Genomic DNA, 21848 nt, shown 5'->3' on the forward strand with positions numbered 1-21848 from the left:
CAACAGTTGAGGTGACCATGTTGCTATATTCGATACAACCTATGAATCCAATCGCATTTGAAATTGGTCCAATCTCGATCCACTGGTACGGCCTGCTGATCGGACTCGGTGCCTTTTTAGGTTATCTGATTGCCAATCGCGAAGCGAAAAAACGCGGGATGCCGGATGATTTGCTAGCGGACTTGCTCATGTGGGCGCTACCGGCAGCAATCATTGGAGCGAGATTGTACTACGTGATTTTCCGGTGGGAACAATTTGCGGAAGATCCAGTGCGCGTCTTCTTTATTTGGGAAGGCGGGCTTGCGATTCACGGCGGTTTGATTGCAGCCGTGCTGACCGCTTATTTATTCTGCCGCGTGAAAAATGTTTCTTTTTGGAAGATGGCGGACATCACAGCGCCGAGTATTTTGCTCGGACAGGCTGTAGGCCGCTGGGGAAACTTTGTGAATCAGGAGGTTTATGGAGGGGAAGTCTCCCGTCAGTTCCTCGAATCTCTGTTTCTGCCGACGTTTATTATCGATCAAATGTACATTAACGGCAGCTATTATCACCCGACCTTTTTGTATGAATCGCTTTGGAGCCTGGCCGGGGTGGCGCTGCTGCTCTATTTACGGCGTGTCAACCTGCGCCGTGGCGAGCTGTTTCTGACATACGTGATTTACTATTCAATCGGACGATTCTTTATAGAAGGAATACGTACCGACTACCTCCTGCTCTTTGGAACCTTCCGAACCGCGATGGTGCTGTCTGCCGTCCTGATTGCAGGTAGTATTGCGTTGATTATCTACTGGCGCAAAGCAGGATATACGAAGCGTTATTTAGACGATTGACCGTCAAACGGGAAAGGATGCTAGTTTTCTTATGCAGACATTAAAAAAAGGCCTGCTCGCCGGACTTGCAACGACGTGGAAGCTCGGTAAAATAATCTTTCCGATCACGCTGATTGTGACGATGCTCAGTCAGACCGTTGTCATGGACTGGCTGACGCGGGTCCTTTCTCCGATGATGGGCTTGATCGGTCTTCCGGGAGAGGCAGCTATTCCGCTTGTCCTTGGCAATGTGCTGAATTTGTATGCGGCGATCGGAGCCATGCTGACAATGGACTTGACGGTAAAGCAAGTATTTATTCTTGCCGTTATGCTGTCGTTTTCACATAACTTGTTCGTAGAATCTGCTGTCGCAAAGCAGGTCGGCTTGCGGATCAGCGTTGTGCTTGCAGTGCGAATCGGGCTGGCGCTTGTGTCTGCCTGGGTGATTCATCTCATTTGGCGCGGCGGATCAGAGCAGGCGAGCTACGGCTTTGTGCCGGCGAGCCCCGAGGAAGTAAGCGGTACGGCCGATATCTTTTTCTACGGGGTGGAAGCTGCCTTTATCGGAATTCTGCAGCTGGCTGCGATTGTCATTCCGATCATGTTGTTTGTACAAATTATGAAGGACCTCGCCTGGCTGCCTGTGTTCTCAAGGTGGATGACGCCGTTTACCAAGCTGCTCGGTGTGAAACCGAACACATCGACGACGCTGGCATCCGGACTGCTGTTCGGGCTCGCGTATGGAGCAGGGGTCATGATCCAGGCGGCAAAAGAAGACGGCGTATCGAAAAAGGATTTGTATCTGGTGTTTATTTTCCTCGTTGCCTGCCACGCAGTGATCGAAGATACGCTGATTTTTGCACCGCTGGGTATTCCGCTGTGGCCGCTGCTGCTAGTCAGATTGGTAACAGCGATTCTGTTGACAGCCGCTGTGGCGTTTATCTGGAACAGGCTTGAGCGGCAGGAGCAGGAAGAAGAGCAGCCGGCTGCAGCCGCATCGTCAGACCGGTAGAAAGGACGAATCGACATGAAACAGAACGAACTGAATACCGTGCTGTTTGATCTGGACGGTACGCTGATCAATACGATTGACCTCATTGTCGCCTCATTTGAGCATACGTTGAACCAGTATTTCCCGGGAGTATACGGAAGAGAGGACATTGCCGGGTTTATCGGTCCTCCTCTATCGGAGACGTTCACGAGGCTGAATCCGGACTACGCTGACGACATGATCAGCGTTTACCGCCGCTTTAATCACGCGCACCATGATGAGCTGGTAAAAGGCTATGACGGGGTACATGAAACGCTGGACTATTTGCAGCGTCACGCTTATTCACTTGCAGTTGTCACAACGAAGCGAAGTGATACAGCACGAAAAGGGCTGAAGCTGATGAACATGGAGCAGTATTTTCCAGTTGTCGTGGCGCTCGATCACGTATCGAAATGGAAACCGGATCCGGAGCCGCTGCTAAACGCGCTTGGACAGTTGAACCGCCGGCCTGCGCAGGCGGTGATGGTCGGCGACAGCGAGCACGATATTCTCGCCGGAAAAAACACGGGAACGCGTTCAGCCGGTGTCTCCTGGTCTATTAAAGGCCGCGATCATTTGCAGCGGTTTGAGCCGGATGCGATGCTGGAGCAGATGACTGATTTGATTTCCTTTGTGGAAAAGCACTGAGAGGAGGAGCGCCATGCCCCGGAACACGACAAGCTACCCGGTGGAGACCGCCAACTCACTCTGGCACATCTACAAAACTGTTCCGTTCTGGAAGGTGGTGCGGAACTTTGCTGTTATTCAAACGGCGCGGTATACACCGTTTTTGCCTGTGAAAAACTGGCTTTACCGTACGTTTTTGCGAGCTAAGATCGGTCCGGAAGCTGCTGTTGCGCTGATGGTCATGTTTGATGTGATGTTCCCGGAGCGCATCTCAATCGGCCGGAACAGTGTAGTCGGCTATAACACGACGATTTTGGCACACGAATATTTGATCAGTGAATACCGGCTGGGTGATGTGATCATTGGCGACAATGTCATGATCGGAGCGAACTGTACGATTCTGCCCGGTGTTACGATCGGAGACGGGGCGGTAGTATCCGCGGCAACACTTGTGCATAAAGATGTACCGCCTGGAGCGTTTGTAGGCGGGAATCCGATGCAGCTGATCCGTCCAGGCGAGACGGAAAAATGAACAGAGCCGGAGAGGCGGTACTGATAGGGGATGCTCTGTCAGGCCGCTTTTTTAATCGATTCCGTTCCGGTTGACGGAGGCAGGGATGGCGTGTAATATATGTCATAAGATCTTTATTGCTCTATCACGTTAGCACATTAAAGTGAACGGAGAACAGGACGGTTCCGGGACCCGGAATCAATCGATACAGACAGGAAAGGAAGACTGATGACATGACGAAGCTGTTTATGTTTGAAAAACCGCAGGGAATGCGGGATACACTGCCTGAGCTATATCAGCTGAAGCAGCAGATTAAGCGGGGGGTGACGCAGGAAGTCACACAGTGGGGCTATGAGTTTGTGGAAACTCCCGCTGTTGAATTTAACGAAACGGTCGGCAGTGCATCTGCCATTCTTGACCGACAGCTGTTTAAGCTGCTGGATCAGGAAGGCAATACGCTCGTTTTGCGTCCGGATATGACAGCACCGATCGCGCGGATCGCTGCTTCTACGATGAAGACAGCGGAGCGCCCGCTGCGGCTGACCTATGATGCTCCCGTTTTTCGGGCACAGCAGTATGAAGGAGGACGTCCGGCTGAGTTTGAACAGGCAGGCGTCGAGCTGATCGGAGATGATTCGGTCAGCGCAGATGCGGAAGTGATCTCGCTGATGGTTTCCTCTATGAAAGCAGCTGGTCTTCCGACGTATCAAGTGGCAGTCGGTCACGTCGGTTTTGTAAATGCTCTTTTGAAGGAAGTTCTCGGCAACGAGGAGCGGGCTTCCGAATTCCGGCGTTATTTGTATGAGAAAAATTATGTCGGCTTTCGCAAAGCAGTTGAACAGCTTCCGCTTTCTTCGCTTGATAAGCGGCGGCTGCTGGAACTGCTTCGTCTAAAAGGGGACGCCTCCATTATTGAGCGTGCCCGCAGCATTACCGAATCACGTGCCGGTCAGAAGGCGCTTGATCAGCTGGAGAGCCTGCTTGATGTGCTTGCTGATTTTGACGTAGAGGACTGTCTCATTCTGGACTTGAACCTCGTCATGCACATGAGCTATTACACCGGTGTCGTCTTTGAAGCGTACAGCGAAGGACTCGGGTATCCGCTTGGAGGCGGCGGGCGTTACGACCAGCTGCTCGGTCGGTTTCATCACGAAGAGCCGGCAACGGGCTTCGGTCTGCGCGTCGACCGCATGACAGAAGCACTCGGCCAGGCGAAACAGTCGGTGAAAAAGGATGTCTGCGTGATTTACAGCAGAGAAAGACGGAAAGAAGCGTTCGCTGAAGCGCAGCGTCTCCGTTCCGAAGGCCGTTCCGTTGTGATTCAGGAAATCAGCGGAATTGCTAATATTGATGCATATTCCAAGCAGTTCGACCGCACGGCGTACTATGTTGGATCTAATGGAGAGGGGGGAGCGCAGTCATGAATCAGGAGCTCTTGACCGTTGCGATGCCAAAAGGACGGATATTTGAAGAAGCCGTCGGGCTTCTTCGCAAAGCAGGATATGATCTGCCTCCGGAATTCGATGACTCCCGCAGACTTATTTTGGAAGTGCCGGAGTCCGGCATGCAGTTTATTCTGGCAAAGCCGATGGACGTGCCGACATATGTGGAGCATGGGGTAGCGGACGTCGGAGTTGTAGGCAAAGACGTGATGATCGAAGAAGAACGTGACGTTTACGAAGTGCTGGATTTAAAAATCAGCGCCTGCTATATGGCCGTTGCGGCCCTCCCGGACTACAGTCCCGAACTCGATGTCGCACCGAAAATCGCTTCCAAGTATCCAAAGCTGACTTCCGACTATTTCCGTGAACAGGGAGAGCAGGTCGAAATAATTAAGCTGAACGGATCGATTGAGCTGGCACCGATAGTCGGTCTTGCCGACCGGATTGTTGATATCGTCTCCACTGGTCAGACGCTGAAAGAAAACGGGCTGGTAGAGCTCGAGACGATGATACCAATTACGTCGCGCTTCATTGTAAACCCGGTCAGCTACCGCACGAAAGCCGACCGGATCGATGACATGGTCGACCGGCTTGCAGAGGTCATCAACGGGGAGGAACAAGCATGAAACTGGAAGCACTAACGAGCGGCATGTCCCTGAAGCGTTCAATTGATCAGGGCACATCGGAGCAGCGCAGAGCGGTGGAGCAGATTTTAGAGGACGTCCGCACACGCGGAGACGAGGCCGTAGCTGAACTGACAAAGCGGTTTGATGGCGCGGTCATGGACAGCATGCGCGTGACACCTGAAGAGCTGGAAGCCGGCGCAGCAGCCGTTTCAGAAGAGACGCGCAGCATTATCCGGGAAGCAGCGGCAAATGTCCGCGATTTTCACGAACGGCAGCGACGGGAAACGTGGATCACTACGAAGGCAGACGGGACGATCCTGGGCCAGCGCATTCTGCCTCTCGATGCAGCAGGCGTCTACGTACCTGGCGGGAGAGCTGCTTATCCGTCCTCTATCATCATGAACGTCGTCCCCGCTCAAGTGGCAGGAGTCGATCGAATCGTCATGGTGAGTCCCCCGGATTCAGATGGAAAGCTGGCGCCGGTCGTTCTGGCTGTGGCGCATGAGCTGGGCGTTAAGGAAATCTATAAAGTCGGTGGCGCGCAGGCGGTTGCTGCGCTGGCGTTTGGGACAGAAACAATCGCACCGGTCGATAAGGTCACCGGACCGGGCAACATCTTTGTGACGCTTGCGAAGCAGCTCGTTTTCGGCCATATCGACATCGATATGCTGGCAGGACCGAGTGAAATTGTCATTTTAGCAGATGAATCGGCACATGCAGATTTCATCGCAGCCGATATGCTGAGCCAGGCTGAGCATGATCCGATGTCATCAGCTGTGCTTGTCACAACGAGTCAGGAGCTGGCTGAGGAGACGAAGCAGGAAGTGGAGAAGCAGCTGCAGACGCTTCCGAAAAAAGAAATTGCCGGTCCGTCGATCGACAATCACGGCGCGATCTACGTTGCGGCCGATTTGGATAAAGCATGTGCAGCTGTGAATGAACTTGCTCCGGAGCATCTCGAGCTCCATACTGCCAAGCCGTGGGACGTGATGGCTAAAATTCGCCACGCCGGCGCTATTTTCCTTGGAGAAAACAGCTCAGAACCGGTAGGTGACTATTTTGCCGGACCGAATCACGTGCTGCCGACGAACGGCACGGCACGCTTTTCAAGTCCGCTGAACGTGGATGACTTTACGAAGAAAACGAGCATTTTATCATACAGCGAACAGGCGCTGAAAGACAACGGCGCTAAAATTGCCGCATTTGCAAGGCTGGAGCAGCTTGAAGCACATGCACGAGCCATTGAGATTCGCATGAAGAAGGGAGACCGACCATGAGCCGGACTGCAGAACGAAAACGGGATACGAAGGAAACACAGATTGAGCTGGAGCTGAACCTCGATGGAAGTGGAGAAGCAGACTTGCACACGGACGTACCGTTTATGACGCACATGCTTGATCTGTTTACGCGGCATGGGCTGTTCGATCTGAAGCTGACAGCACGTGGTGATACGGAAATTGACGATCACCACACGACTGAGGACATCGGTATCGTGCTCGGGTCTGCACTTCAGGAAGCGCTCGGTGATAAACGGGGCATCCGCCGCTACGGCTCTGCATTTGTACCGATGGATGATGCGCTTGCTCACGTGGTAATTGATTTGAGCAACCGGCCTCATTTTGAGCTGAAAGGCACCATCCCGCATCAGAAGCTGGGGACATTTGATACCGAGCTGATCGAAGAATTTCTGTGGAAGCTCGCGCTCGAGGCCCGCATGAACCTGCATGTGAACGTACACTACGGAACGAACGCGCATCACATCATCGAAGCGGTATTTAAGGCGCTGGGCCGTGCGCTGGATGAAGCGGTTCAGCTGGACCCGCGTGTGAAGGGAATTCCATCCACGAAAGGAAGTTTGTCATGATCGGTATCATCGACTATGGAATGGGGAATCTGCACAGCGTCACAAAAGCGCTGGAACGAATCGGCCACGATCCCTTTCTGTCGGAAGATCCTGCCGAGCTGAAACAAGCAGACATGCTGATTCTTCCTGGTGTAGGTTCGTTTCGTGATGGGATGGCGGAGCTTGCGAAACGAGGGCTCGATACGTTTGTTATAGAATGGGCTCGTGACGGCAAGCCGCTGCTTGGTATCTGTCTCGGCATGCAGCTTCTGTTTGACGAGAGCGAGGAAAACGGATCGACAAAGGGGCTCGGCCTGCTGCCGGGCAAGGTCGTCCGTTTTCGGGAGAACGGTGTGAAAGTACCTCACATGGGCTGGAATAAGCTCCATTTTAAACAGCCCGCACACCCGGTGCTGTATCAGGTTGAAGAGGGGCACGTCTATTTTGTGCATTCCTATTACGTGGAGGCAGGTTCGGATGAGGTACTGGTAGCCGTAACCGATTATGCAGATGCAGAAGTGCCGGCAGTCGCAGCATCCGGATCGGTCTGGGCCACACAGTTTCATCCGGAAAAAAGCAGCAGTGTCGGGATGAGCATGCTGAAAAACTTTGTAGAGCAGAAGGGAGGCGTTGAAGTTGACTGATTTCACTATTTATCCGGCGATTGATATCCGCGGCGGCAAGTGCGTCCGTCTTTTGCAGGGAGACTACGATCAGGAAACAGTGTACGGCGATTCGCCGTTCGATATGGCAGCGGCTTTTGCAGAAAAAGGCGCTTCCTGGATTCATATGGTGGATTTGGACGGGGCAAAAGCAGGTAAACCGGTGAACGATGCACACGTTATTCGTGCTGCTAAAGAGCTGGACGCAAATATTCAGATCGGCGGTGGAATCCGTACAGAAGCAGACATAACCCGCTATTTGGGAGCCGGGGTTGCACGTGTGATTCTTGGCAGCTCGGCTGTCGCCGATCCAGAGTTTGCTTCAGAAATGCTGGAGAAATACGGGAGCCGGATTGCAATCGGAATTGATGCGCGTGACGGATACGCTGCTACACACGGCTGGCTGGAAACGTCACAGGTGAGAGCAGATGAGCTTGGTAAGCGGCTCGCTGAGGCAGGCGCAGAGACGTTTATCATGACAGACATTTCGAAGGATGGCATGATGTCCGGACCGAACGTCGAGGCCATTGCTTCTCTTGGACGGGCAACCGGCAAGCGCGTGATTGCATCGGGCGGAGTCAGCAGCATGGATGACGTAAAGGAGCTGGCCTCGCGCAGCGGAGACGGTATTTCCGGAGCGATCATTGGTAAAGCGATTTATACCGATGCTCTTACCTTGGAGGATGCGCTGAAGGAGGAGTCGTAAGCATGCTGACAAAACGAATCATTCCGTGTTTAGACGTAAAAGAAGGCCGTGTCGTCAAGGGGGTTCAGTTTGTGAACCTCCGCGACGCGGGTGACCCGGTTGAGCTCGCATCGTTTTACGATGAGCAGGGGGCCGATGAGCTTGTTTTCCTCGATATTTCCGCTTCCCACGAAGGAAGGGAAACGATGGTGGATGTCGTCGAAGAAGTGGCCGGAAAGCTTGCGATTCCGTTTACCGTCGGCGGCGGCATCAATTCTCTGGAAGACATGAAGCGGATCCTGCGGGCCGGGGCTGATAAAGTGTCGCTTAACACGGCGGCCTTAATGCGGCCGGAGCTGATCAGAGAAGGCGCAGACTTTTTCGGAAGCCAGTGTATCGTGCTGGCGGTGGATGCCAAATGGGATGACGAATTAGACTCATGGCGAGTGTACACGCACGGTGGTCGAAAGCCGACGGAGCGGGACGTCATCTCCTGGGTAACCGAGGCCGTCCGTCTCGGTGCAGGGGAAATTCTGTTGACGAGCATGGACGAGGATGGAGAAAAGAGCGGCTTTGCAGAAGAACTAACGAAAGCAGTCAGCGAAGCAGTTTCGGTGCCGGTAATTGCATCCGGAGGAGCCGGCAGTGCCGCTCACTTTGAATCTGTATTTGTAAATGGAAAAGCGGATGCAGCGCTTGCGGCTTCCATTTTTCATTACCGCGAAACATCTGTGGCAGAAGTAAAAGCGTATCTTAAAGAAAAGGGGATTCCAATCCGATGACAGCAGTCGAAGAACTAACGTTTGACGATCAGGGGCTGATCCCTGCGATCGTTCAGGATCAGGCAACGAAAGAAGTTCTCACGCTTGCCTATATGAATAAAGAATCATTGGAGAAAACGCTGGAAACACGTGAAACGTGGTTTTACAGCCGTTCCCGCCAGGAGCTTTGGCACAAGGGAGCGACATCCGGCAATACGCAGCGAGTGACAGATGTCCGTTTTGACTGCGATCAGGACGCTCTCGTTGTACTGGTGGAACCGGCTGGACCAGCCTGTCACACCGGTGCGGTGAGCTGCTTCAGCAAAAGCATGCTGCAGAAAGCGCCGGCAGCCAATCGCTTTGCCGTCATTGAAGAGCTCGAGCGGCTCCTGGCAGAACGGGAGCAGACGATGCCGGAAGGCTCTTATACGACGTACTTATTTGAAGAGGGAATCGATAAGATCCTCAAGAAGGTCGGCGAAGAGGCGTCTGAGATTATTATTGCGGCGAAAAACGGCGATAAGCAGGAGCTCGTTTGGGAAAGCGCAGACTTTCTTTACCACTGGCTCGTTCTTCTGCAGGAGCAGAAGCTTTCCGTCGACGATGTACTCAAGCGTCTTGAAGAACGGCACAGCGGCAAAAAAGGTGTCTAGTTAACAGAGCACTGAAAAAGGGGGAAAGCCTCCTTTTTCAGTGTTTTTTATAATCGGAGAGCAGGAAACCGGCTGTGAACGAAAGCTCCGCTTATGCGAACGTCTGCCGCTTTCCGGAGTTCTAAAGTCGTGTTTCAGCAGCTGAAGGGTTATCTCGATTTTGCTGCGTCAGGTATCGTTGCCCGCGCTTACGTGACCTGCGCTGGACGTTACGTAGTGTTCACAGGCCGGCGATTCACTCAGGACCCCTCGCTGGTTCCGTAGACTGCAGGTTGCGAAATTCGGGCTGATGGAGCCCCTTTAACGCTGTAAGATCGAGTCAAACAGCAGCATTCATGCTATAATCAGGAGCGTGATTATTTTAAAGAAGGACGGATTACATATATGCAGTCATCATTTCGTGATACCATCAGACGGCTGGTCGAGCACCGCCTGTTTCAGCCTGTCGTTATAGGGGTCATTCTGTTGAATGGTCTTGTCATTGTAGCGGAATCATATCGGCCGGGAGATTCAATTCTGCTGCTGCTCGATACGATTATCGTCTGGATCTTTGTCGTCGAGCTTGTGCTCAAGATAATCGGTCTCGGGGTTCGCGGTTATTTTTCTGAACGGTGGAACATTTTCGATTTTACGATCGTCGCCCTCAGCCTTATCTTTTATAACACACCGCTCGTCAGCGTGCTTCGTCTGATCCGCGTGCTGCGCTTGATCCGCATGATCCCGGCTATACCGGCTCTGCGGAAAATCATTGATTCGCTCATGCGCTCGCTGCCGGCATTGACGGGTATTCTTGGTCTGACGGCCCTGATCTTTTCGATTTATGCGATTATCGGAACGACGTTTTTCCGTGGAGTGCTGCCGTATGAATTTTTCGGAAGCTTTCATACGTCTTTGTTTACTCTGCTTCAGGTGGTAACGTTTGAATCGTGGGCGAGTCAGGTAGCGCGGCCGGTTATTGCCGAAATTCCATGGGCCTGGTTCTACTTCGTCTCCTTCATCGTCATCGGGGCCCTCGTGATTCTGAACCTTGTCGTTGCTGTCATTCTCGATTATCTCGGGCACGAAGACGAGGAAGCGCAGAAGGAAAACATGGAGCGCCTGTACAGAGAAAACGAGGCGTTGCGCCAGGACATTCAGGAAATCAAGGATATTTTGCTGCGCGATAAGGACCGATAACACGAAAAAAGACCGGTACGAGAATGCCTTGTACCGGTCTTTTGGTAGTTACTGTGCTTTTTTAGCCTTTGCTTTTTGGTCTTCTTTGATCAGATCAGCTGTCAGCTGGCCGGATAGGGTAACCATCGGCACTCCGCCGCCAGGATGAGTGGATCCGCCGCTGAAGTAGAGATTATCATACAGCTGGCTGCGTGCCGGAATTTTAAAGCCGCCGTTCGTATCCTTGTTGGCGGCGATCCCGTAAATGGATCCGCCGTTGGCACCGTAAAGCTCTTCCAGCGTATCCGGATTGAATTCATATTCGAATTCAATAGAACTGCGCAGTCCGGTCAGCCCCATTCGCTCCAGCTTGTCGAGGACGACTTCCCTGTAGCGGTCCCAGTCTCCTTTTTTCTTCATCGCGGTCTTTGGCGGGACGTGGGTGAGAACGAAGAGGTTTTCCTTCCCTTCCGGAGCCTGCGAAGGATCGGTTTTAGAAGAAACCCCAATATAAATCGTTGGATCATCAGCCGGCACCCCTTTTTCAAAAATTTGTTTGAATTCCTTCTCCGGATCTTCTGAGAAGAAGAAATTGTGATGCTCAAGCTGCGGGAACTCGCGGTCGGTGCCCAGCAGCAGGACAAGTCCGGAAACGGTCGGTTCATATGTTTTCGAGAGTGATTTCACTTCCTTTTTCGTGCGCCCGTTTTTCGGAAGAAGCGTCTCATAGGCCGGAATGACTTCCAGATTGGAGACGACGATATCAGCCGGAACGTAGTCGCCGTCTTCCGTAACAACGCCGGTAGCCGCATCATTCTCCAGGTGGATATGGGAAACGGGTGTATCGGTGCGGACGTCGACGCGCAGTTCGTCCAGCACGTTTTTCATGCCGCGTGCGATGTTGTACATGCCGCCCTTTACGTAATGAATGCCGAGTCCAAGCTGAACGTAAACGAGCTGGTTCAAAATGGCGGGCGACTGGTACGGATTAGAGCCGACGTACATAACGAAAAAGTTGAACAGCTGCTCCAAGTATTTGTTGTCGAAATGCTTTTTCGTGCTGTCAGCAACGGTATTAAATGGATCCATGGAAAGCAGCTCCTTCAGCGTATGCTGCTGCTTTAAATCTTTTAACCCCGTGATGCTCGTTTTGTAAAAGCTTTTCATACAAAGATCGTACATGTCCTGGGAATAGCTGAGGAACTTCATAAAGGAGTGTCCCGGATCGGGCTTCACTTTCTTCATTTCATTCAGCATATCCGGTATATCGGACAGCACGTTCAGTGTCGTACCGTCCTCGAAAAATGTTTTCCACTGCGGCTCGATACGGACAATGTCCATGTAATCATCGACATTGCGGTGGACGCTGTTAAACAGCTGCTCGAGCACCCAGGGCATCGTCAGAATGGAAGGTCCCGTATCAAACGTAAACCCCTTTCCGCTGCGCTGGTTCAGCTTGCCACCGATCCGCTCGTTTTTTTCGAGGATTGTTACGTCATAGCCGTCTCCGGCCAGTCTCATTGCTGCTGAAAGGCCGCCGAGTCCGGCCCCGATCACCACTGCTTTTTGTTTCACTGTCATCTTTCCCGCACCTCCATATTTACTAGTGTAGTCTGTCGATCGTGGATGTCTGCAAAAGCCGCCGTGCAGGGGACGTACCCAGCTGCTGCAGCCTAAGTTTAATAAATAAACGGTAAAATTCGATAGCGGCCTTCCAGCCACTCCTGATACGTGCTGCCAAACGAGCGTGTAAGCGCCGCTTCCTCATCGCGAATCCGCTTAAGCAAAAGCGGCAGAAACACAAACAGCACGATAGCAAGTCCGGGCAGGCTCGTCATGAACAGGGCAAAACCGGCTAACAGCAGAAGCAGGCCGGTATAGAGCGGGTGGCGGAGCAGCCGGAACGGCCCGTGACTGACGAGCTGATCGCCCTCCCGGACTTGTACACCGCGTGTGAACTGCCTGCCGAGCGCAAGAATGCCCCAGTAGCGGAGCGCGATCCCGGAAGCATAGAGAATGAGTCCAGCTGTCAGTACACCTGCACCGCCGAACGTAAGAAGACCGGCCTCGCGGCTCACGATGGATAAAATGACAGCAGAAACAGCAGCTGTCATGATCCACGGAAACGATCCGCGTTCTGACCGGTCAGTATTTCTGCGGCTTTTAAATAAGAGAAATTCGAGCACCCAGATAATCGAAAGGGCAGTGAAAATAATGTCATAAAGCGGCATGCGTCCCAGCTCCGTTCTGCCTGATATATGTAGGAAGCCAGTTTGCGGCTCTTTCCTCCCATACCCGTTATACAACGTGTCTAACCCATCTGCACCAATATTCAGAAAAAAATCCCAACCGCGAGAAAGAGTGGAAAATCACATTGTCCGCGTGTGCCGTGCATGTTATACTTCTTAAAGAAAAATGACCGATTTTCTGAACGGAGGACGTGTCTCCATGACGCAGACGAGAAACGCGCAAGTCATCCCTTTCATGAGGGATGGTAGTTTTTTTTATAAAAAGGGTATTGAAGCGTACCAGAATAAACAGACAGCTAAATCCATTCATCTGATCAAGCGTGCTGTGGACATGGACCCGGAAGAGCCCGTATTTCTTTGCCAGCTCGCCATTCTGCTAGCGGAGGAAGGCGACTACTCGTCCTCCAACCGATGGCTGCGGCAGATTATTGAAGACGTTGATCCGTCGATGAGCGAAAGCTACTTTTTCCTTGCGAACAATCTGGCACACAGCGGGGAGTTTGAAGAAGCGAAGGCCTATTTGGAAATGTACATGGAACTGGACTGCACGGGAGATTTCCGGGAGGATGCCGATGCCCTGCACTATTTGCTGAAAGTAGAGCTGGGCCAGGAACATACGGACCGGCACCGTACGGATCCATTTACCGCACACGCTGTTATGCTGCTGCACGAGGGGCAGTTCGCAGAAGCAGAGGAAGAGGCGCTCCGCTTCACAGCCGAACAGAGCCGCTGCTGGTTCATGTACGGTGTGCTGGCGGAAGCACAGATTCGGCAGGGGAAATTTGAAGAAGCGGCCGATATCCTGAACAACTTAATGGAAAAAGAAGGTGCGGATACGAGTGCGCGATGCCTGCTGGAGCTTGGGACGCTTATGCAGGGAAGCCGGACGAAAGAAGAGCTGGAAGCAGATCTTGCCGGTCTTTATCCGATGGATCGCTGGGAGCGCTACGTGCTCGCAAAAGTGCTGTTTGCGGCAGGGTGCTTCAAGCGGGCGTATCACCTGCTCCGCGAATCCGTGCCGGTCGAACGGGCGGTTTACCTGCATCAGCTTGCTGCAGCCGCAAAATATGCGGGCTATGAGAGCCGGGCGTCAAGACTTTGGGAGCAGGCGGCTTCGATGCAGCCCGAAAAACGGGAGCGGTTTATGAAGCTTCGTTCTGTAGAGGCAGATGCCTGGATGGAGGATTGGACGTATTAAAAACCTTGTCATGATCACGTTTTGTATGCCTGTGGGGGTATATGAGCAGATAAGTGGACACGCATCTGCAAATTCTTTAGGATGAAGACAGTTCATCAGAAATCCAGGGGAATTAATTACGTATAGGAGAGTGAAACAATGAGTGAAGAAACCATTTATGATGTAGTGATTATCGGTGCAGGACCTGCCGGTATGACGGCTGCCGTCTATACGTCCCGTGCAAACTTGTCCACTGTCATGCTTGAGCGCGGCATGCCTGGAGGTCAAATGGCCAATACAGAAGAAGTCGAAAACTATCCGGGCTACGATCATATTCTCGGACCGGATCTTTCAAACAAAATGTTTGAGCATGCAACAAAGTTTGGTGCGGAATACAAGTATGGGGATGTCCAGGAAATTAAAGATGGACGCGAGTACAAAACAATTGTTCTCGGAAACGGTGAAATTAAAACACGTTCCATTATCATTTCTACTGGTGCCGAATATAAAAAAATCGGTGTGCCGGGTGAAGAAGAACTCGGCGGACGCGGTGTTTCCTATTGTGCCGTATGTGACGGAGCTTTCTTCAAAGAGAAAGAGCTCTTTGTTATCGGCGGAGGAGATTCAGCGGTTGAAGAAGCCGTCTATCTGACGCGTTTTGCGAGCAAGGTTACGGTGGTGCACCGCCGCGACGAGCTGCGGGCACAGAAAATACTGCAGGACCGGGCCTTTAATAACGAAAAGATCGACTTTATCTGGAGCCACGTGTTAAAAGAAATTCACGAGGAAAACGGAAAAGTCGGCAGTGTGACGCTGATTAATAAAAAAGACGGGTCCGAAAAAGAGTATAAAACGGACGGCGTGTTCGTCTATATCGGCATGCTGCCCCTGAACAAACCGTTTATTGATCTCGGCATTACGAATAAAGAAGGGTACGTTGTCACAGACGGCGACATGCAGACTGACATTCCGGGCATTTTTGCAGCAGGCGACATCCGTGATAAGATGCTCCGCCAGATCGTCACCGCAACAGGGGACGGCAGTATTGCAGCACAGTCTGCCCAGCATTATATTGAAAACCTGATGGAAGAGCTGCAAACGGAAAAAGAGTCTGTCTAAATCGTAATGACTCTTTAATTGAGCTGTAACCAATGTGCAACAATGATTCGTTATACTAGGGATTGTAATTGACCCCCTTTTATATTGTTTTTCGGCACGGACGACCGCAGTCCGTGCCCTTTTTTTGTTTTCGAGGCCGGACCGGCTCAGCTGATTGCTTTTTAATCCGTTCGAATTTTGTAGTATACTGGAAACAGCTTAGGAAGTTTCGGAGGTGGAGACGTTGCAGCGGATTACGAATTGTATGATTGAGTATGAAGGACGGCTTCTCATGATCAAAAAGCCGAAGCGCGGCTGGTGGTATGTGCCGGGCGGTAAAATGGAGCATGAAGAACTGGCGCCGGAAGCGGCTGCCCGGGAAGTATACGAAGAAACCGGACTTACGATCAGACGTCCGGAGCTGCGCGGTATTTTAACGCACCTTGTGACCGATGGCGAAAGCTACGTGGAAAAACGCACGATGTTTCTGTTCTACGCAAAAGGATTCAGTGGCACGCTGCGCAGCCGGTCGCCTGAAGGAGAGCTTGATTGGATCCCGGTATCGGGATTAAGCGATATTCCGATGGACGAAGCGGACCGGAAGGCCGTCAGCGCAGTTATGAACGAACCGGGGCTCTTGTATGGCACGCTGATTTACAATCATCACCGGGAGCTGCAGGAAGCAGTGTTTGAATTGAATGGGAGACGACTTTAGAGGCAGAAGGGAATGGAAGACGTGGCTAAACATAATGAACTCGAACTTGTCATCATCACCGGCATGTCCGGTGCAGGGAAAACCGTCGCTGTACAGAGCTTTGAGGACATGGGGTATTTTTGTGTCGACAACCTTCCCCCTGCGCTGATACCAAAATTCATTGATCTTGTCGACAGTTCAGCGGGAAAAATGCAAAAGGCGGCGCTTGTGATTGACCTGCGCGCCCGTGAGTTTTTTGATCAGCTGTTTGAAACGATGAACCGGATCGGCGCAGAATCCAAGGTGACGCCGAAAATTCTTTACCTGGATGCGGATGATGAAACACTCGTTAAGCGCTACAAAGAAACCCGCCGTTCACACCCGCTGTCTGAACAGTCGTCTCCGCTGACCGGAATTCATGCGGAACGAGAGCTTCTGGATGAATTAAAAGGTGCTGCACAGGTGATTCTCGATACGACCGGTCTGAAGCCGCTGCAGCTGCGGGAACGAATTTTGCAGCAATTTTCATCGGAGGAGAAAGATACGTTTCAGGTAAACGTGCTTTCTTTCGGATTCAAGCACGGACTGCCGATTGATGCAGATCTCGTGTTCGATGTACGTTTTCTGCCGAATCCGCACTACATTGACCATATGCGGCCGCTGACCGGTCTCGATCAAGAAGTGTCCGACTACGTACTCAAGTGGGATGAAACGAAAAAATTCGTAGAAAAGCTGGACGATTTGCTTCAATATATGCTCCCCCACTATAAGCGGGAAGGAAAGAGCCAGCTCGTGATTGCGATCGGCTGTACCGGAGGCAAGCACCGTTCCGTTACGCTGGCGGAGTATTTTCAGAAGAGGCTCACAGAGCTCGACTACCAGGCGTATGTGTCGCACCGCGACGTGGAAAAAGGACGGCGCGAGAAATGAAACGGGCGAACGTCTGCGTGATCGGGGGAGGCACCGGTTTGTCTGTGCTTCTTCGCGGTCTAAAGACATTTCCAGTTGATATTTCAGCGATTGTAACGGTAGCGGATGACGGCGGCAGCTCAGGCAGACTGCGGGAAGAACTTGATATCCCGCCTCCTGGAGATGTGCGGAACGTGCTCGTAGCACTGTCAGAGGTAGAGCCGCTTGTAGAAGAATTGTTTCAGCATCGCTTCACCAACGGCGCTGGGCTTACCGGCCATTCGCTCGGGAACCTGCTGCTGGCGGGGATGAGCAGCATTACAGGAGACTTTGCCCAGGGTGTTCAGGAAATCAGCCGGGTTCTGAATGTGAAAGGGAAAGTGATTCCTGCTTCCAATGAGCATTTAACGCTCGTAGCTGAATTCACAGATGGAACCGTCTGCCGGGGAGAGTCAAATATTCCCACCGTCGGCAAGCCGATCAAGCGAGTGTACCTGGAGCCGGAGTGGCCGCGCCCGATGGCAGAGGCTGTTTATGCCATTGAGCAGGCGGATTTGATCGTTCTCGGACCCGGAAGTCTGTATACGAGCATTATTCCGAACCTGCTCGTGCCGGGCATGAAGGAAGCATTGATCCGGTCGGACGTGCCGAAGGTGTACATCTGCAACGTGATGACGCAGCCAGGTGAAACAGACGGGTATTCGGTTGCCGATCATGTCGAAGCGATACATGCTCATGTTGGCACAAACGTAGTAGATGCGGTATTATTAAATACACAGGAAATTCCCGAGACGTTTGCGGAAAAGTATAAAGAAGAAGGCGCATCGCACGTCGCTGTTGATGAAAACAGACTGAAGGACATGGATGTTACCATCATTTCCGACAGGCTGCTCACCATCTCGGGCAGCCTGCTGCGCCATGATGCAATGAAGGTCTCCCAGCGGCTTTTATCCCTGCTGTAGAGACTTCCCGAGGGGAGGGATGAAGCATGTCATTTGCATCTCAGACGAAAAAAGAATTAACCCAGCTTGAGGCCGACGCGTGCTGTTCGAAGGCTGAGCTTGCGGCGCTGGTTCGCATGAACGGAGCTGTATCGCTTCGCAACATGCAGATGTCACTTGATATTCAAACAGAAAATGCAGCAATTGCAAGACGAATTTACACGCTGCTCAAGAAGATTTTCGAGGTTCACGTGGAGCTTCTCGTCCGCAGAAAGATGCGGCTTAAGAAAAACAACGTGTACGTCGTCCGTATTTCAAAAGATGCACGGCGGCTTCTCGAATCGCTGAAAATTGTCGATGAAACGTTCAGCTTTACGCGATCGATCGACGAGGATCTGATCCGTGAAACGTGCTGCAAGCGGTCCTACCTGCGCGGCGCGTTTCTAGCCGGAGGATCGGTCAATCATCCGGACACCGCTTCCTATCATTTGGAGATATTCTCCTTCTACGAGGAGCATACCCGTTCGCTGATGGAGCTGATGCAGGAGTTTTATCTTCCCGCTAAAATGATCGAACGCAAGAAGGGCTTCGTGCTTTATTTGAAAGAAGGAGAGAAAATCAGTGACTTCTTAAACGTGATCGGTGCCCATCAGGCGCTGCTGCGATTTGAGGACACGCGGATCATGAAGGACATGCGAAATTCGGTGAACAGGCTAGTGAACTGTGAAACAGCGAACTTGAACAAAACCGTAGGAGCCGCCATGCGTCAAGTCGAAAACATCCGTTTTATCCGCGATGAGATCGGCCTGGAGGCGCTCCCGGATAAGCTGAGAGAAGTGGCCGAGCTTCGGATTGAGCATCAGGATATTTCCTTAAAGGAACTTGGCGAAATGCTGAAGGGTGGATCGGTCAGCAAGTCCGGAATCAATCACCGGCTTCGCAAGATCGAAGAATTTGCCAACAAGCTTCGTGCGGGGGAAAAAGTATAATCCCCCGCTTCTTTCTTACTCAGCGATGTAAGCGTTTGTAATGATCCCGATATGAATCAAAGGAGGAATCAGCCAATGATCGAAAAAAATGTAACAGTAAAACGAAAGACAGGTCTTCAAGCCAGGCCCGCTGCCCTGTTCGTGCAGGAAGCAAATAAATTTCACGCAGATATTTTTATTGAAAAAGACGGAAAAAACGTGAACGCAAAAAGCATCATGGGAATTATGAGTATTGCCGTAGGAGCAAACAAGGATATTACGATTAAAGCCGACGGTCCAGATGAAGAAGAAGCCCTCAGCGCCCTCAGCTCCTTTGTTGAAAAAGAAGAGTAGTCAAAAGCCGTCCAGCAGGGCGGTTTTTTTGTTGCTGCGAGAACAAAACGTGTTCCATTGGACGGGTTATCGTGAAAAAGCGCCCTAAGCGAATAAAGGCGGAGCTCCTGACGAGCAGAGTAAGGTGATGTCGGCGTTCAGACAGAACGTCACGCTTTCGCGGAGATGGTTCTCCATAAAAAAAAGCTGCCCCCCCTGTTAAGGAAGCAGCATGATCATTAAACCTTTTGAGATTTGTCCATTACTTCATCAATGAGGCCGTATTCTTTAGCTTCAACAGCGCTCATGAAGTTATCGCGGTCTGTGTCACGGCTGATCGTGCTGATATCCTGACCGGTACGCTCCGCCAGAATTTCATTCAGCTTTTCACGCATGCGCACGATACGCTTCGCGTGAATCTCAATGTCCGATGCCTGTCCCTGCGTTCCGCCGAGCGGCTGGTGGATCATGACTTCACTGTTTGGCAGCGCATAGCGCTTGCCTTTCGCGCCTGCAGCAAGCAGGAATGCTCCCATTGATGCAGCCATCCCAATGCAGATTGTCTGAACGTTTGGCTTGATGAACTGCATGGTGTCGTAAATTGCCATTCCGGCCGTGATAGATCCGCCCGGGCTGTTAATGTAAAGCGAAATGTCCTTATCCGGATCGTCTGCCGTCAGGAACAGCAGCTGACTTACGATAGAGTTCGCCACGTTATCATCGATCCCGGAACCGAGCATAATAATACGGTCCTTTAGAAGGCGGGAGTAAATATCATATGCGCGTTCCCCGCGGTTCGTTTGTTCAATAACTGTAGGTACTAGATTCATTACAATTCCTCCTTTAAAAATAATGATACTACGGGACGCTTGTTCTTCCGTATGTACCCATCTTACCGCTAAGGTCAATTAAGGTCAAACAATTCGCGTCATCATCCATTTCAGTATATCACTACTTTCCATTACCGTTCATCGGAAAACTCAAACACGATGGATTATGATAAAATAGACTGCAGAGTAAAGCGAAGGAGGAATGCCCGGTGAACATGGATTTTAGTATGATCCAGCAGCAGTCCATGAAGCTTGTCATGACGAATGAACTGCGACAAGCGATCACGATGCTGCAGTATTCGGTGCAGGACCTTCATGATTATTTACAGGAACAGCAGCTGGAAAATCCGTTGATCGAACTTGATGTCAGCAAAGCGGAAAAAGATTTTCACCGGCCTGTCAGCAGTGACGATGCTGGAATCTCCGCGCTGGACTTTGTTGCGGCTGGAGAAGAGGGGCTGCAGGACCACCTGCTCAGTCAGCTGCGGGAGCAGCAGCTGGATGCAAAGGAATACGCAGCTGCATCGTATCTGGCACTTAATGTCGACGAAAATGGCTACCTCGCCGGCAATGCTGCGCAGTTTGCAGAGGAGCTGAATGAGCCGGAAGAGCTTATTGCGGCTTGCCTTCGTTTGCTTCAATCGCTTGAGCCGGCCGGTGTCGGCGCAGGCTCGCTGCGCGAATGTCTGCTGCTTCAGCTCGAGCGGATGCCTGTACGTGACAGACTCGCAGAGGCGGTAGTCGACAGGCATCTGGACCGGCTGGCTTCAAGGCAGTTTAAGCAAATTGCCAAAGATGAAAACGTGACGGCTGCCGACGTGCAGTCAGCAGCCGATTTTATCGTAACGCTGAATCCAAAGCCAGGGGCAGCTTTTTATCAGGAGCCTGCTGAATATATAACCCCCGATGCAACGGTCACATTAAAGGACGGGGAATGGCTTGTCCAGCTGAACAACGATGCGCTGCCGGTTATGCGGATCAACCGCAGCTACGAGCAGCTTTACCGGCAGGACGAGCAGGAGGTCCAGTCTTATTTGAAACAGAAGCAGGAGCAGTTTCTCTGGATTCAGCGCAGCATTGCCCAGCGTCAGGACACGATCCTGCGCGTTACAAAAGCAGTTGTCGAGCACCAGCGTGCGTTTTTGGAACACGGGCCGGAACACTTGAAGCCGCTGACGCTGAAGACTGTTGCAGAAAAGCTGGATATTCATGAATCCACGGTCTCTCGTGCAGCAACGAAAAAATACGTACAGACACCGCGGGGGTTATATGAGCTAAAATTTTTCTTTAAATCCGGTGTCGTAACGGAAAGCGGGGCAGATCAGTCTGCAGACAGGGCGAAGATCTATCTGAAGAAAATGATTGACGGCGAAAATAAGCGAAAACCGTTGTCGGATCAAAAACTGTCACAGCTGCTCGCTGACGAGCACGGCATTGAGCTGAAGCGGCGGACTGTCGCTAAGTACCGTGAGGAAATGCACGTCCCGTCATCTTCAAAGCGGAAGCGGTATGAATCATAAAACAGAATCGGAGGGACGGTCATGAAGCTGTACTTTTATACAAAAGAAAATTGTCCGCTCTGTGATGAGGCAGAGGAAAAGCTCGAAATGGCGGCAGAGGAGACGGATATCAGCTGGGAAAAACGTGATATTTATCAGCGGGATGAATGGCTGGAAGTTTACCAGCTGCGCATACCGGTTATAGAAACGATAGACGGTAGGGTGCTTCAGGAGGGGATGGTCAGCTACGGCGAACTGCTGGCTGCAATGAAAACTTCCTAGTTGCGCACGGAAAAGGATACTGCTACAATAAAGGCGTAAGCGGGAGTATTCTTACGCCTTTCAA

The 21848-nt window shown here is 51.7% G+C and carries 25 protein-coding genes; 22 read left to right on the plus strand and 3 right to left on the minus strand.

What is annotated here, in order from left to right:
• Positions 1 to 41 precede the first annotated feature (41 nt).
• The 13 genes from lgt to ACFO4L_RS10565 all read left to right on the plus strand — a co-directional run bounded on the left by lgt (position 42) and on the right by ACFO4L_RS10565 (position 10825).
• Positions 42 to 830: a prolipoprotein diacylglyceryl transferase gene (lgt, locus tag ACFO4L_RS10505; protein ID WP_377909709.1), complete on the plus strand. Its 789-nt coding sequence runs from the start codon at positions 42 to 44 to the stop codon at positions 828 to 830.
• A gap of 31 nt (positions 831 to 861) precedes the next feature.
• Positions 862 to 1821, plus strand: a complete 960-nt coding sequence (locus tag ACFO4L_RS10510) for a nucleoside recognition domain-containing protein (protein ID WP_377909629.1) — start codon at positions 862 to 864, stop codon at positions 1819 to 1821.
• 15 nt (positions 1822 to 1836) lie between these two features.
• A complete protein-coding gene (ppaX, locus tag ACFO4L_RS10515) occupies positions 1837 to 2487 on the plus strand; it encodes a pyrophosphatase PpaX (protein WP_377909630.1) in 651 nt (216 codons plus the stop codon).
• A gap of 13 nt (positions 2488 to 2500) precedes the next feature.
• Positions 2501 to 2998: an acyltransferase gene (locus ACFO4L_RS10520; RefSeq protein WP_377909631.1), complete on the plus strand. Its 498-nt coding sequence runs from the start codon at positions 2501 to 2503 to the stop codon at positions 2996 to 2998.
• A gap of 212 nt (positions 2999 to 3210) precedes the next feature.
• Positions 3211 to 4401 (plus strand): ATP phosphoribosyltransferase regulatory subunit, encoded by a 1191-nt coding sequence (locus tag ACFO4L_RS10525; protein ID WP_377909632.1) that lies wholly within the window; start codon positions 3211 to 3213, stop codon positions 4399 to 4401.
• On the plus strand, positions 4398 to 5045 hold the full coding sequence (gene hisG, locus ACFO4L_RS10530; RefSeq protein WP_377909633.1) for an ATP phosphoribosyltransferase: 648 nt from the start codon (positions 4398 to 4400) through the stop codon (positions 5043 to 5045). The genes ACFO4L_RS10525 and hisG overlap by 4 nt, the downstream gene beginning before the upstream one ends.
• Positions 5042 to 6322: a histidinol dehydrogenase gene (gene hisD / locus ACFO4L_RS10535; RefSeq protein ID WP_377909634.1), complete on the plus strand. Its 1281-nt coding sequence runs from the start codon at positions 5042 to 5044 to the stop codon at positions 6320 to 6322. Before hisG ends, hisD begins: the two co-directional genes overlap by 4 nt.
• Positions 6319 to 6909, plus strand: a complete 591-nt coding sequence (hisB, locus tag ACFO4L_RS10540) for an imidazoleglycerol-phosphate dehydratase HisB (protein WP_377909635.1) — start codon at positions 6319 to 6321, stop codon at positions 6907 to 6909. Before hisD ends, hisB begins: the two co-directional genes overlap by 4 nt.
• Positions 6906 to 7532 carry an imidazole glycerol phosphate synthase subunit HisH gene (gene hisH, locus ACFO4L_RS10545; RefSeq protein ID WP_377909636.1) on the plus strand — a complete coding sequence of 209 codons (627 nt, stop codon included), beginning with the start codon at positions 6906 to 6908 and terminating at the stop codon, positions 7530 to 7532. The genes hisB and hisH overlap by 4 nt, the downstream gene beginning before the upstream one ends.
• Positions 7525 to 8256: a 1-(5-phosphoribosyl)-5-[(5-phosphoribosylamino)methylideneamino]imidazole-4-carboxamide isomerase gene (hisA, locus tag ACFO4L_RS10550; protein ID WP_377909637.1), complete on the plus strand. Its 732-nt coding sequence runs from the start codon at positions 7525 to 7527 to the stop codon at positions 8254 to 8256. Before hisH ends, hisA begins: the two co-directional genes overlap by 8 nt.
• Before the next feature lie 2 nt (positions 8257 to 8258).
• Positions 8259 to 9017 (plus strand): imidazole glycerol phosphate synthase subunit HisF, encoded by a 759-nt coding sequence (gene hisF / locus ACFO4L_RS10555; protein ID WP_377909638.1) that lies wholly within the window; start codon positions 8259 to 8261, stop codon positions 9015 to 9017.
• Positions 9014 to 9649: a bifunctional phosphoribosyl-AMP cyclohydrolase/phosphoribosyl-ATP diphosphatase HisIE gene (gene hisIE, locus ACFO4L_RS10560; protein WP_377909639.1), complete on the plus strand. Its 636-nt coding sequence runs from the start codon at positions 9014 to 9016 to the stop codon at positions 9647 to 9649. Before hisF ends, hisIE begins: the two co-directional genes overlap by 4 nt.
• A 384-nt stretch (positions 9650 to 10033) precedes the next feature.
• Positions 10034 to 10825: an ion transporter gene (locus tag ACFO4L_RS10565; protein ID WP_377909640.1), complete on the plus strand. Its 792-nt coding sequence runs from the start codon at positions 10034 to 10036 to the stop codon at positions 10823 to 10825.
• A 48-nt stretch (positions 10826 to 10873) separates the two neighbouring features.
• Here the strand turns inward: ACFO4L_RS10565 and ACFO4L_RS10570 are convergent, their stop codons facing one another.
• Positions 10874 to 12385, minus strand: a complete 1512-nt coding sequence (locus tag ACFO4L_RS10570) for a phytoene desaturase family protein (protein ID WP_377909641.1) — start codon at positions 12383 to 12385, stop codon at positions 10874 to 10876.
• Positions 12386 to 12483: 98 nt separating this feature from the next.
• Positions 12484 to 13035, minus strand: a complete 552-nt coding sequence (locus ACFO4L_RS10575; RefSeq protein ID WP_377909642.1) for an isoprenylcysteine carboxylmethyltransferase family protein — start codon at positions 13033 to 13035, stop codon at positions 12484 to 12486.
• Between the two features lie 217 nt (positions 13036 to 13252).
• Here ACFO4L_RS10575 and ACFO4L_RS10580 point away from each other — a divergent pair, with 217 nt between their 5' ends.
• The 7 genes from ACFO4L_RS10580 (at position 13253) to ACFO4L_RS10610 (ending at position 19194) form a co-directional block, all read left to right on the plus strand.
• Positions 13253 to 14251, plus strand: a complete 999-nt coding sequence (locus ACFO4L_RS10580) for a tetratricopeptide repeat protein (protein WP_377909643.1) — start codon at positions 13253 to 13255, stop codon at positions 14249 to 14251.
• Positions 14252 to 14389: 138 nt separating this feature from the next.
• Positions 14390 to 15349 carry a thioredoxin-disulfide reductase gene (gene trxB / locus ACFO4L_RS10585; protein ID WP_377909644.1) on the plus strand — a complete coding sequence of 320 codons (960 nt, stop codon included), beginning with the start codon at positions 14390 to 14392 and terminating at the stop codon, positions 15347 to 15349.
• 214 nt (positions 15350 to 15563) lie between these two features.
• A complete protein-coding gene (locus ACFO4L_RS10590) occupies positions 15564 to 16043 on the plus strand; it encodes an NUDIX domain-containing protein (protein WP_377909645.1) in 480 nt (159 codons plus the stop codon).
• Positions 16044 to 16055: 12 nt separating this feature from the next.
• Positions 16056 to 16952, plus strand: coding sequence for an RNase adapter RapZ (gene rapZ / locus ACFO4L_RS10595; protein ID WP_377909646.1), 897 nt, complete (start codon positions 16056 to 16058; stop codon positions 16950 to 16952).
• A complete protein-coding gene (locus ACFO4L_RS10600; RefSeq protein ID WP_377909647.1) occupies positions 16949 to 17893 on the plus strand; it encodes a gluconeogenesis factor YvcK family protein in 945 nt (314 codons plus the stop codon). Before rapZ ends, ACFO4L_RS10600 begins: the two co-directional genes overlap by 4 nt.
• A gap of 26 nt (positions 17894 to 17919) precedes the next feature.
• Positions 17920 to 18861, plus strand: coding sequence for a DNA-binding protein WhiA (gene whiA / locus ACFO4L_RS10605; protein ID WP_377909648.1), 942 nt, complete (start codon positions 17920 to 17922; stop codon positions 18859 to 18861).
• A 75-nt stretch (positions 18862 to 18936) separates the two neighbouring features.
• Positions 18937 to 19194 carry an HPr family phosphocarrier protein gene (locus tag ACFO4L_RS10610; protein ID WP_168005468.1) on the plus strand — a complete coding sequence of 86 codons (258 nt, stop codon included), beginning with the start codon at positions 18937 to 18939 and terminating at the stop codon, positions 19192 to 19194.
• Positions 19195 to 19412: 218 nt separating this feature from the next.
• Here the strand turns inward: ACFO4L_RS10610 and clpP are convergent, their stop codons facing one another.
• Positions 19413 to 20003 (minus strand): ATP-dependent Clp endopeptidase proteolytic subunit ClpP, encoded by a 591-nt coding sequence (gene clpP / locus ACFO4L_RS10615; RefSeq protein ID WP_377909649.1) that lies wholly within the window; start codon positions 20001 to 20003, stop codon positions 19413 to 19415.
• A 215-nt stretch (positions 20004 to 20218) separates the two neighbouring features.
• On the opposite strand from clpP, the gene rpoN reads away from it, so the two are divergent.
• Together rpoN and ACFO4L_RS10625 are read left to right on the plus strand one after the other, a co-directional pair.
• On the plus strand, positions 20219 to 21523 hold the full coding sequence (gene rpoN / locus ACFO4L_RS10620) for an RNA polymerase factor sigma-54 (RefSeq protein ID WP_377909710.1): 1305 nt from the start codon (positions 20219 to 20221) through the stop codon (positions 21521 to 21523).
• A 21-nt stretch (positions 21524 to 21544) separates the two neighbouring features.
• The gene (locus ACFO4L_RS10625; RefSeq protein WP_377909650.1) at positions 21545 to 21784 is read left to right on the plus strand and encodes a glutaredoxin family protein; all 240 of its coding nucleotides are present in this window, start codon (positions 21545 to 21547) and stop codon (positions 21782 to 21784) included.
• Positions 21785 to 21848: the final 64 nt, after the last annotated feature.

Source organism: Bacillus daqingensis (assembly GCF_042654445.1).
GTDB classification, from domain to species: domain Bacteria; phylum Bacillota; class Bacilli; order Bacillales; family Salisediminibacteriaceae; genus Alkalicoccus; species Alkalicoccus luteus.

What these genes read in the sequence shown, in the direction of transcription:
- hisB (WP_377909635.1), top strand. Translation starts at nt 6,319, where the DNA reads ATGAGCCGGACTGCAGAACGAAAACGGGATACGAAGGAAACACAGATT.
- rapZ (WP_377909646.1), top strand. Translation starts at nt 16,056, where the DNA reads ATGGAAGACGTGGCTAAACATAATGAACTCGAACTTGTCATCATCACC.
- ACFO4L_RS10570 (WP_377909641.1), bottom strand. Translation starts at nt 12,385, where the DNA reads ATGACAGTGAAACAAAAAGCAGTGGTGATCGGGGCCGGACTCGGCGGC.
- clpP (WP_377909649.1), bottom strand. Translation starts at nt 20,003, where the DNA reads ATGAATCTAGTACCTACAGTTATTGAACAAACGAACCGCGGGGAACGC.
- hisH (WP_377909636.1), top strand. Translation starts at nt 6,906, where the DNA reads ATGATCGGTATCATCGACTATGGAATGGGGAATCTGCACAGCGTCACA.
- hisIE (WP_377909639.1), top strand. Translation starts at nt 9,014, where the DNA reads ATGACAGCAGTCGAAGAACTAACGTTTGACGATCAGGGGCTGATCCCT.
- ACFO4L_RS10580 (WP_377909643.1), top strand. Translation starts at nt 13,253, where the DNA reads ATGACGCAGACGAGAAACGCGCAAGTCATCCCTTTCATGAGGGATGGT.
- whiA (WP_377909648.1), top strand. Translation starts at nt 17,920, where the DNA reads ATGTCATTTGCATCTCAGACGAAAAAAGAATTAACCCAGCTTGAGGCC.
- ACFO4L_RS10525 (WP_377909632.1), top strand. Translation starts at nt 3,211, where the DNA reads ATGACGAAGCTGTTTATGTTTGAAAAACCGCAGGGAATGCGGGATACA.
- rpoN (WP_377909710.1), top strand. Translation starts at nt 20,219, where the DNA reads ATGGATTTTAGTATGATCCAGCAGCAGTCCATGAAGCTTGTCATGACG.
- ACFO4L_RS10510 (WP_377909629.1), top strand. Translation starts at nt 862, where the DNA reads ATGCAGACATTAAAAAAAGGCCTGCTCGCCGGACTTGCAACGACGTGG.
- ACFO4L_RS10565 (WP_377909640.1), top strand. Translation starts at nt 10,034, where the DNA reads ATGCAGTCATCATTTCGTGATACCATCAGACGGCTGGTCGAGCACCGC.
- ACFO4L_RS10600 (WP_377909647.1), top strand. Translation starts at nt 16,949, where the DNA reads ATGAAACGGGCGAACGTCTGCGTGATCGGGGGAGGCACCGGTTTGTCT.
- hisG (WP_377909633.1), top strand. Translation starts at nt 4,398, where the DNA reads ATGAATCAGGAGCTCTTGACCGTTGCGATGCCAAAAGGACGGATATTT.
- ACFO4L_RS10520 (WP_377909631.1), top strand. Translation starts at nt 2,501, where the DNA reads ATGCCCCGGAACACGACAAGCTACCCGGTGGAGACCGCCAACTCACTC.
- ppaX (WP_377909630.1), top strand. Translation starts at nt 1,837, where the DNA reads ATGAAACAGAACGAACTGAATACCGTGCTGTTTGATCTGGACGGTACG.
- lgt (WP_377909709.1), top strand. Translation starts at nt 42, where the DNA reads ATGAATCCAATCGCATTTGAAATTGGTCCAATCTCGATCCACTGGTAC.
- ACFO4L_RS10625 (WP_377909650.1), top strand. Translation starts at nt 21,545, where the DNA reads ATGAAGCTGTACTTTTATACAAAAGAAAATTGTCCGCTCTGTGATGAG.
- ACFO4L_RS10575 (WP_377909642.1), bottom strand. Translation starts at nt 13,035, where the DNA reads ATGCCGCTTTATGACATTATTTTCACTGCCCTTTCGATTATCTGGGTG.
- hisD (WP_377909634.1), top strand. Translation starts at nt 5,042, where the DNA reads ATGAAACTGGAAGCACTAACGAGCGGCATGTCCCTGAAGCGTTCAATT.
- trxB (WP_377909644.1), top strand. Translation starts at nt 14,390, where the DNA reads ATGAGTGAAGAAACCATTTATGATGTAGTGATTATCGGTGCAGGACCT.
- hisF (WP_377909638.1), top strand. Translation starts at nt 8,259, where the DNA reads ATGCTGACAAAACGAATCATTCCGTGTTTAGACGTAAAAGAAGGCCGT.
- ACFO4L_RS10610 (WP_168005468.1), top strand. Translation starts at nt 18,937, where the DNA reads ATGATCGAAAAAAATGTAACAGTAAAACGAAAGACAGGTCTTCAAGCC.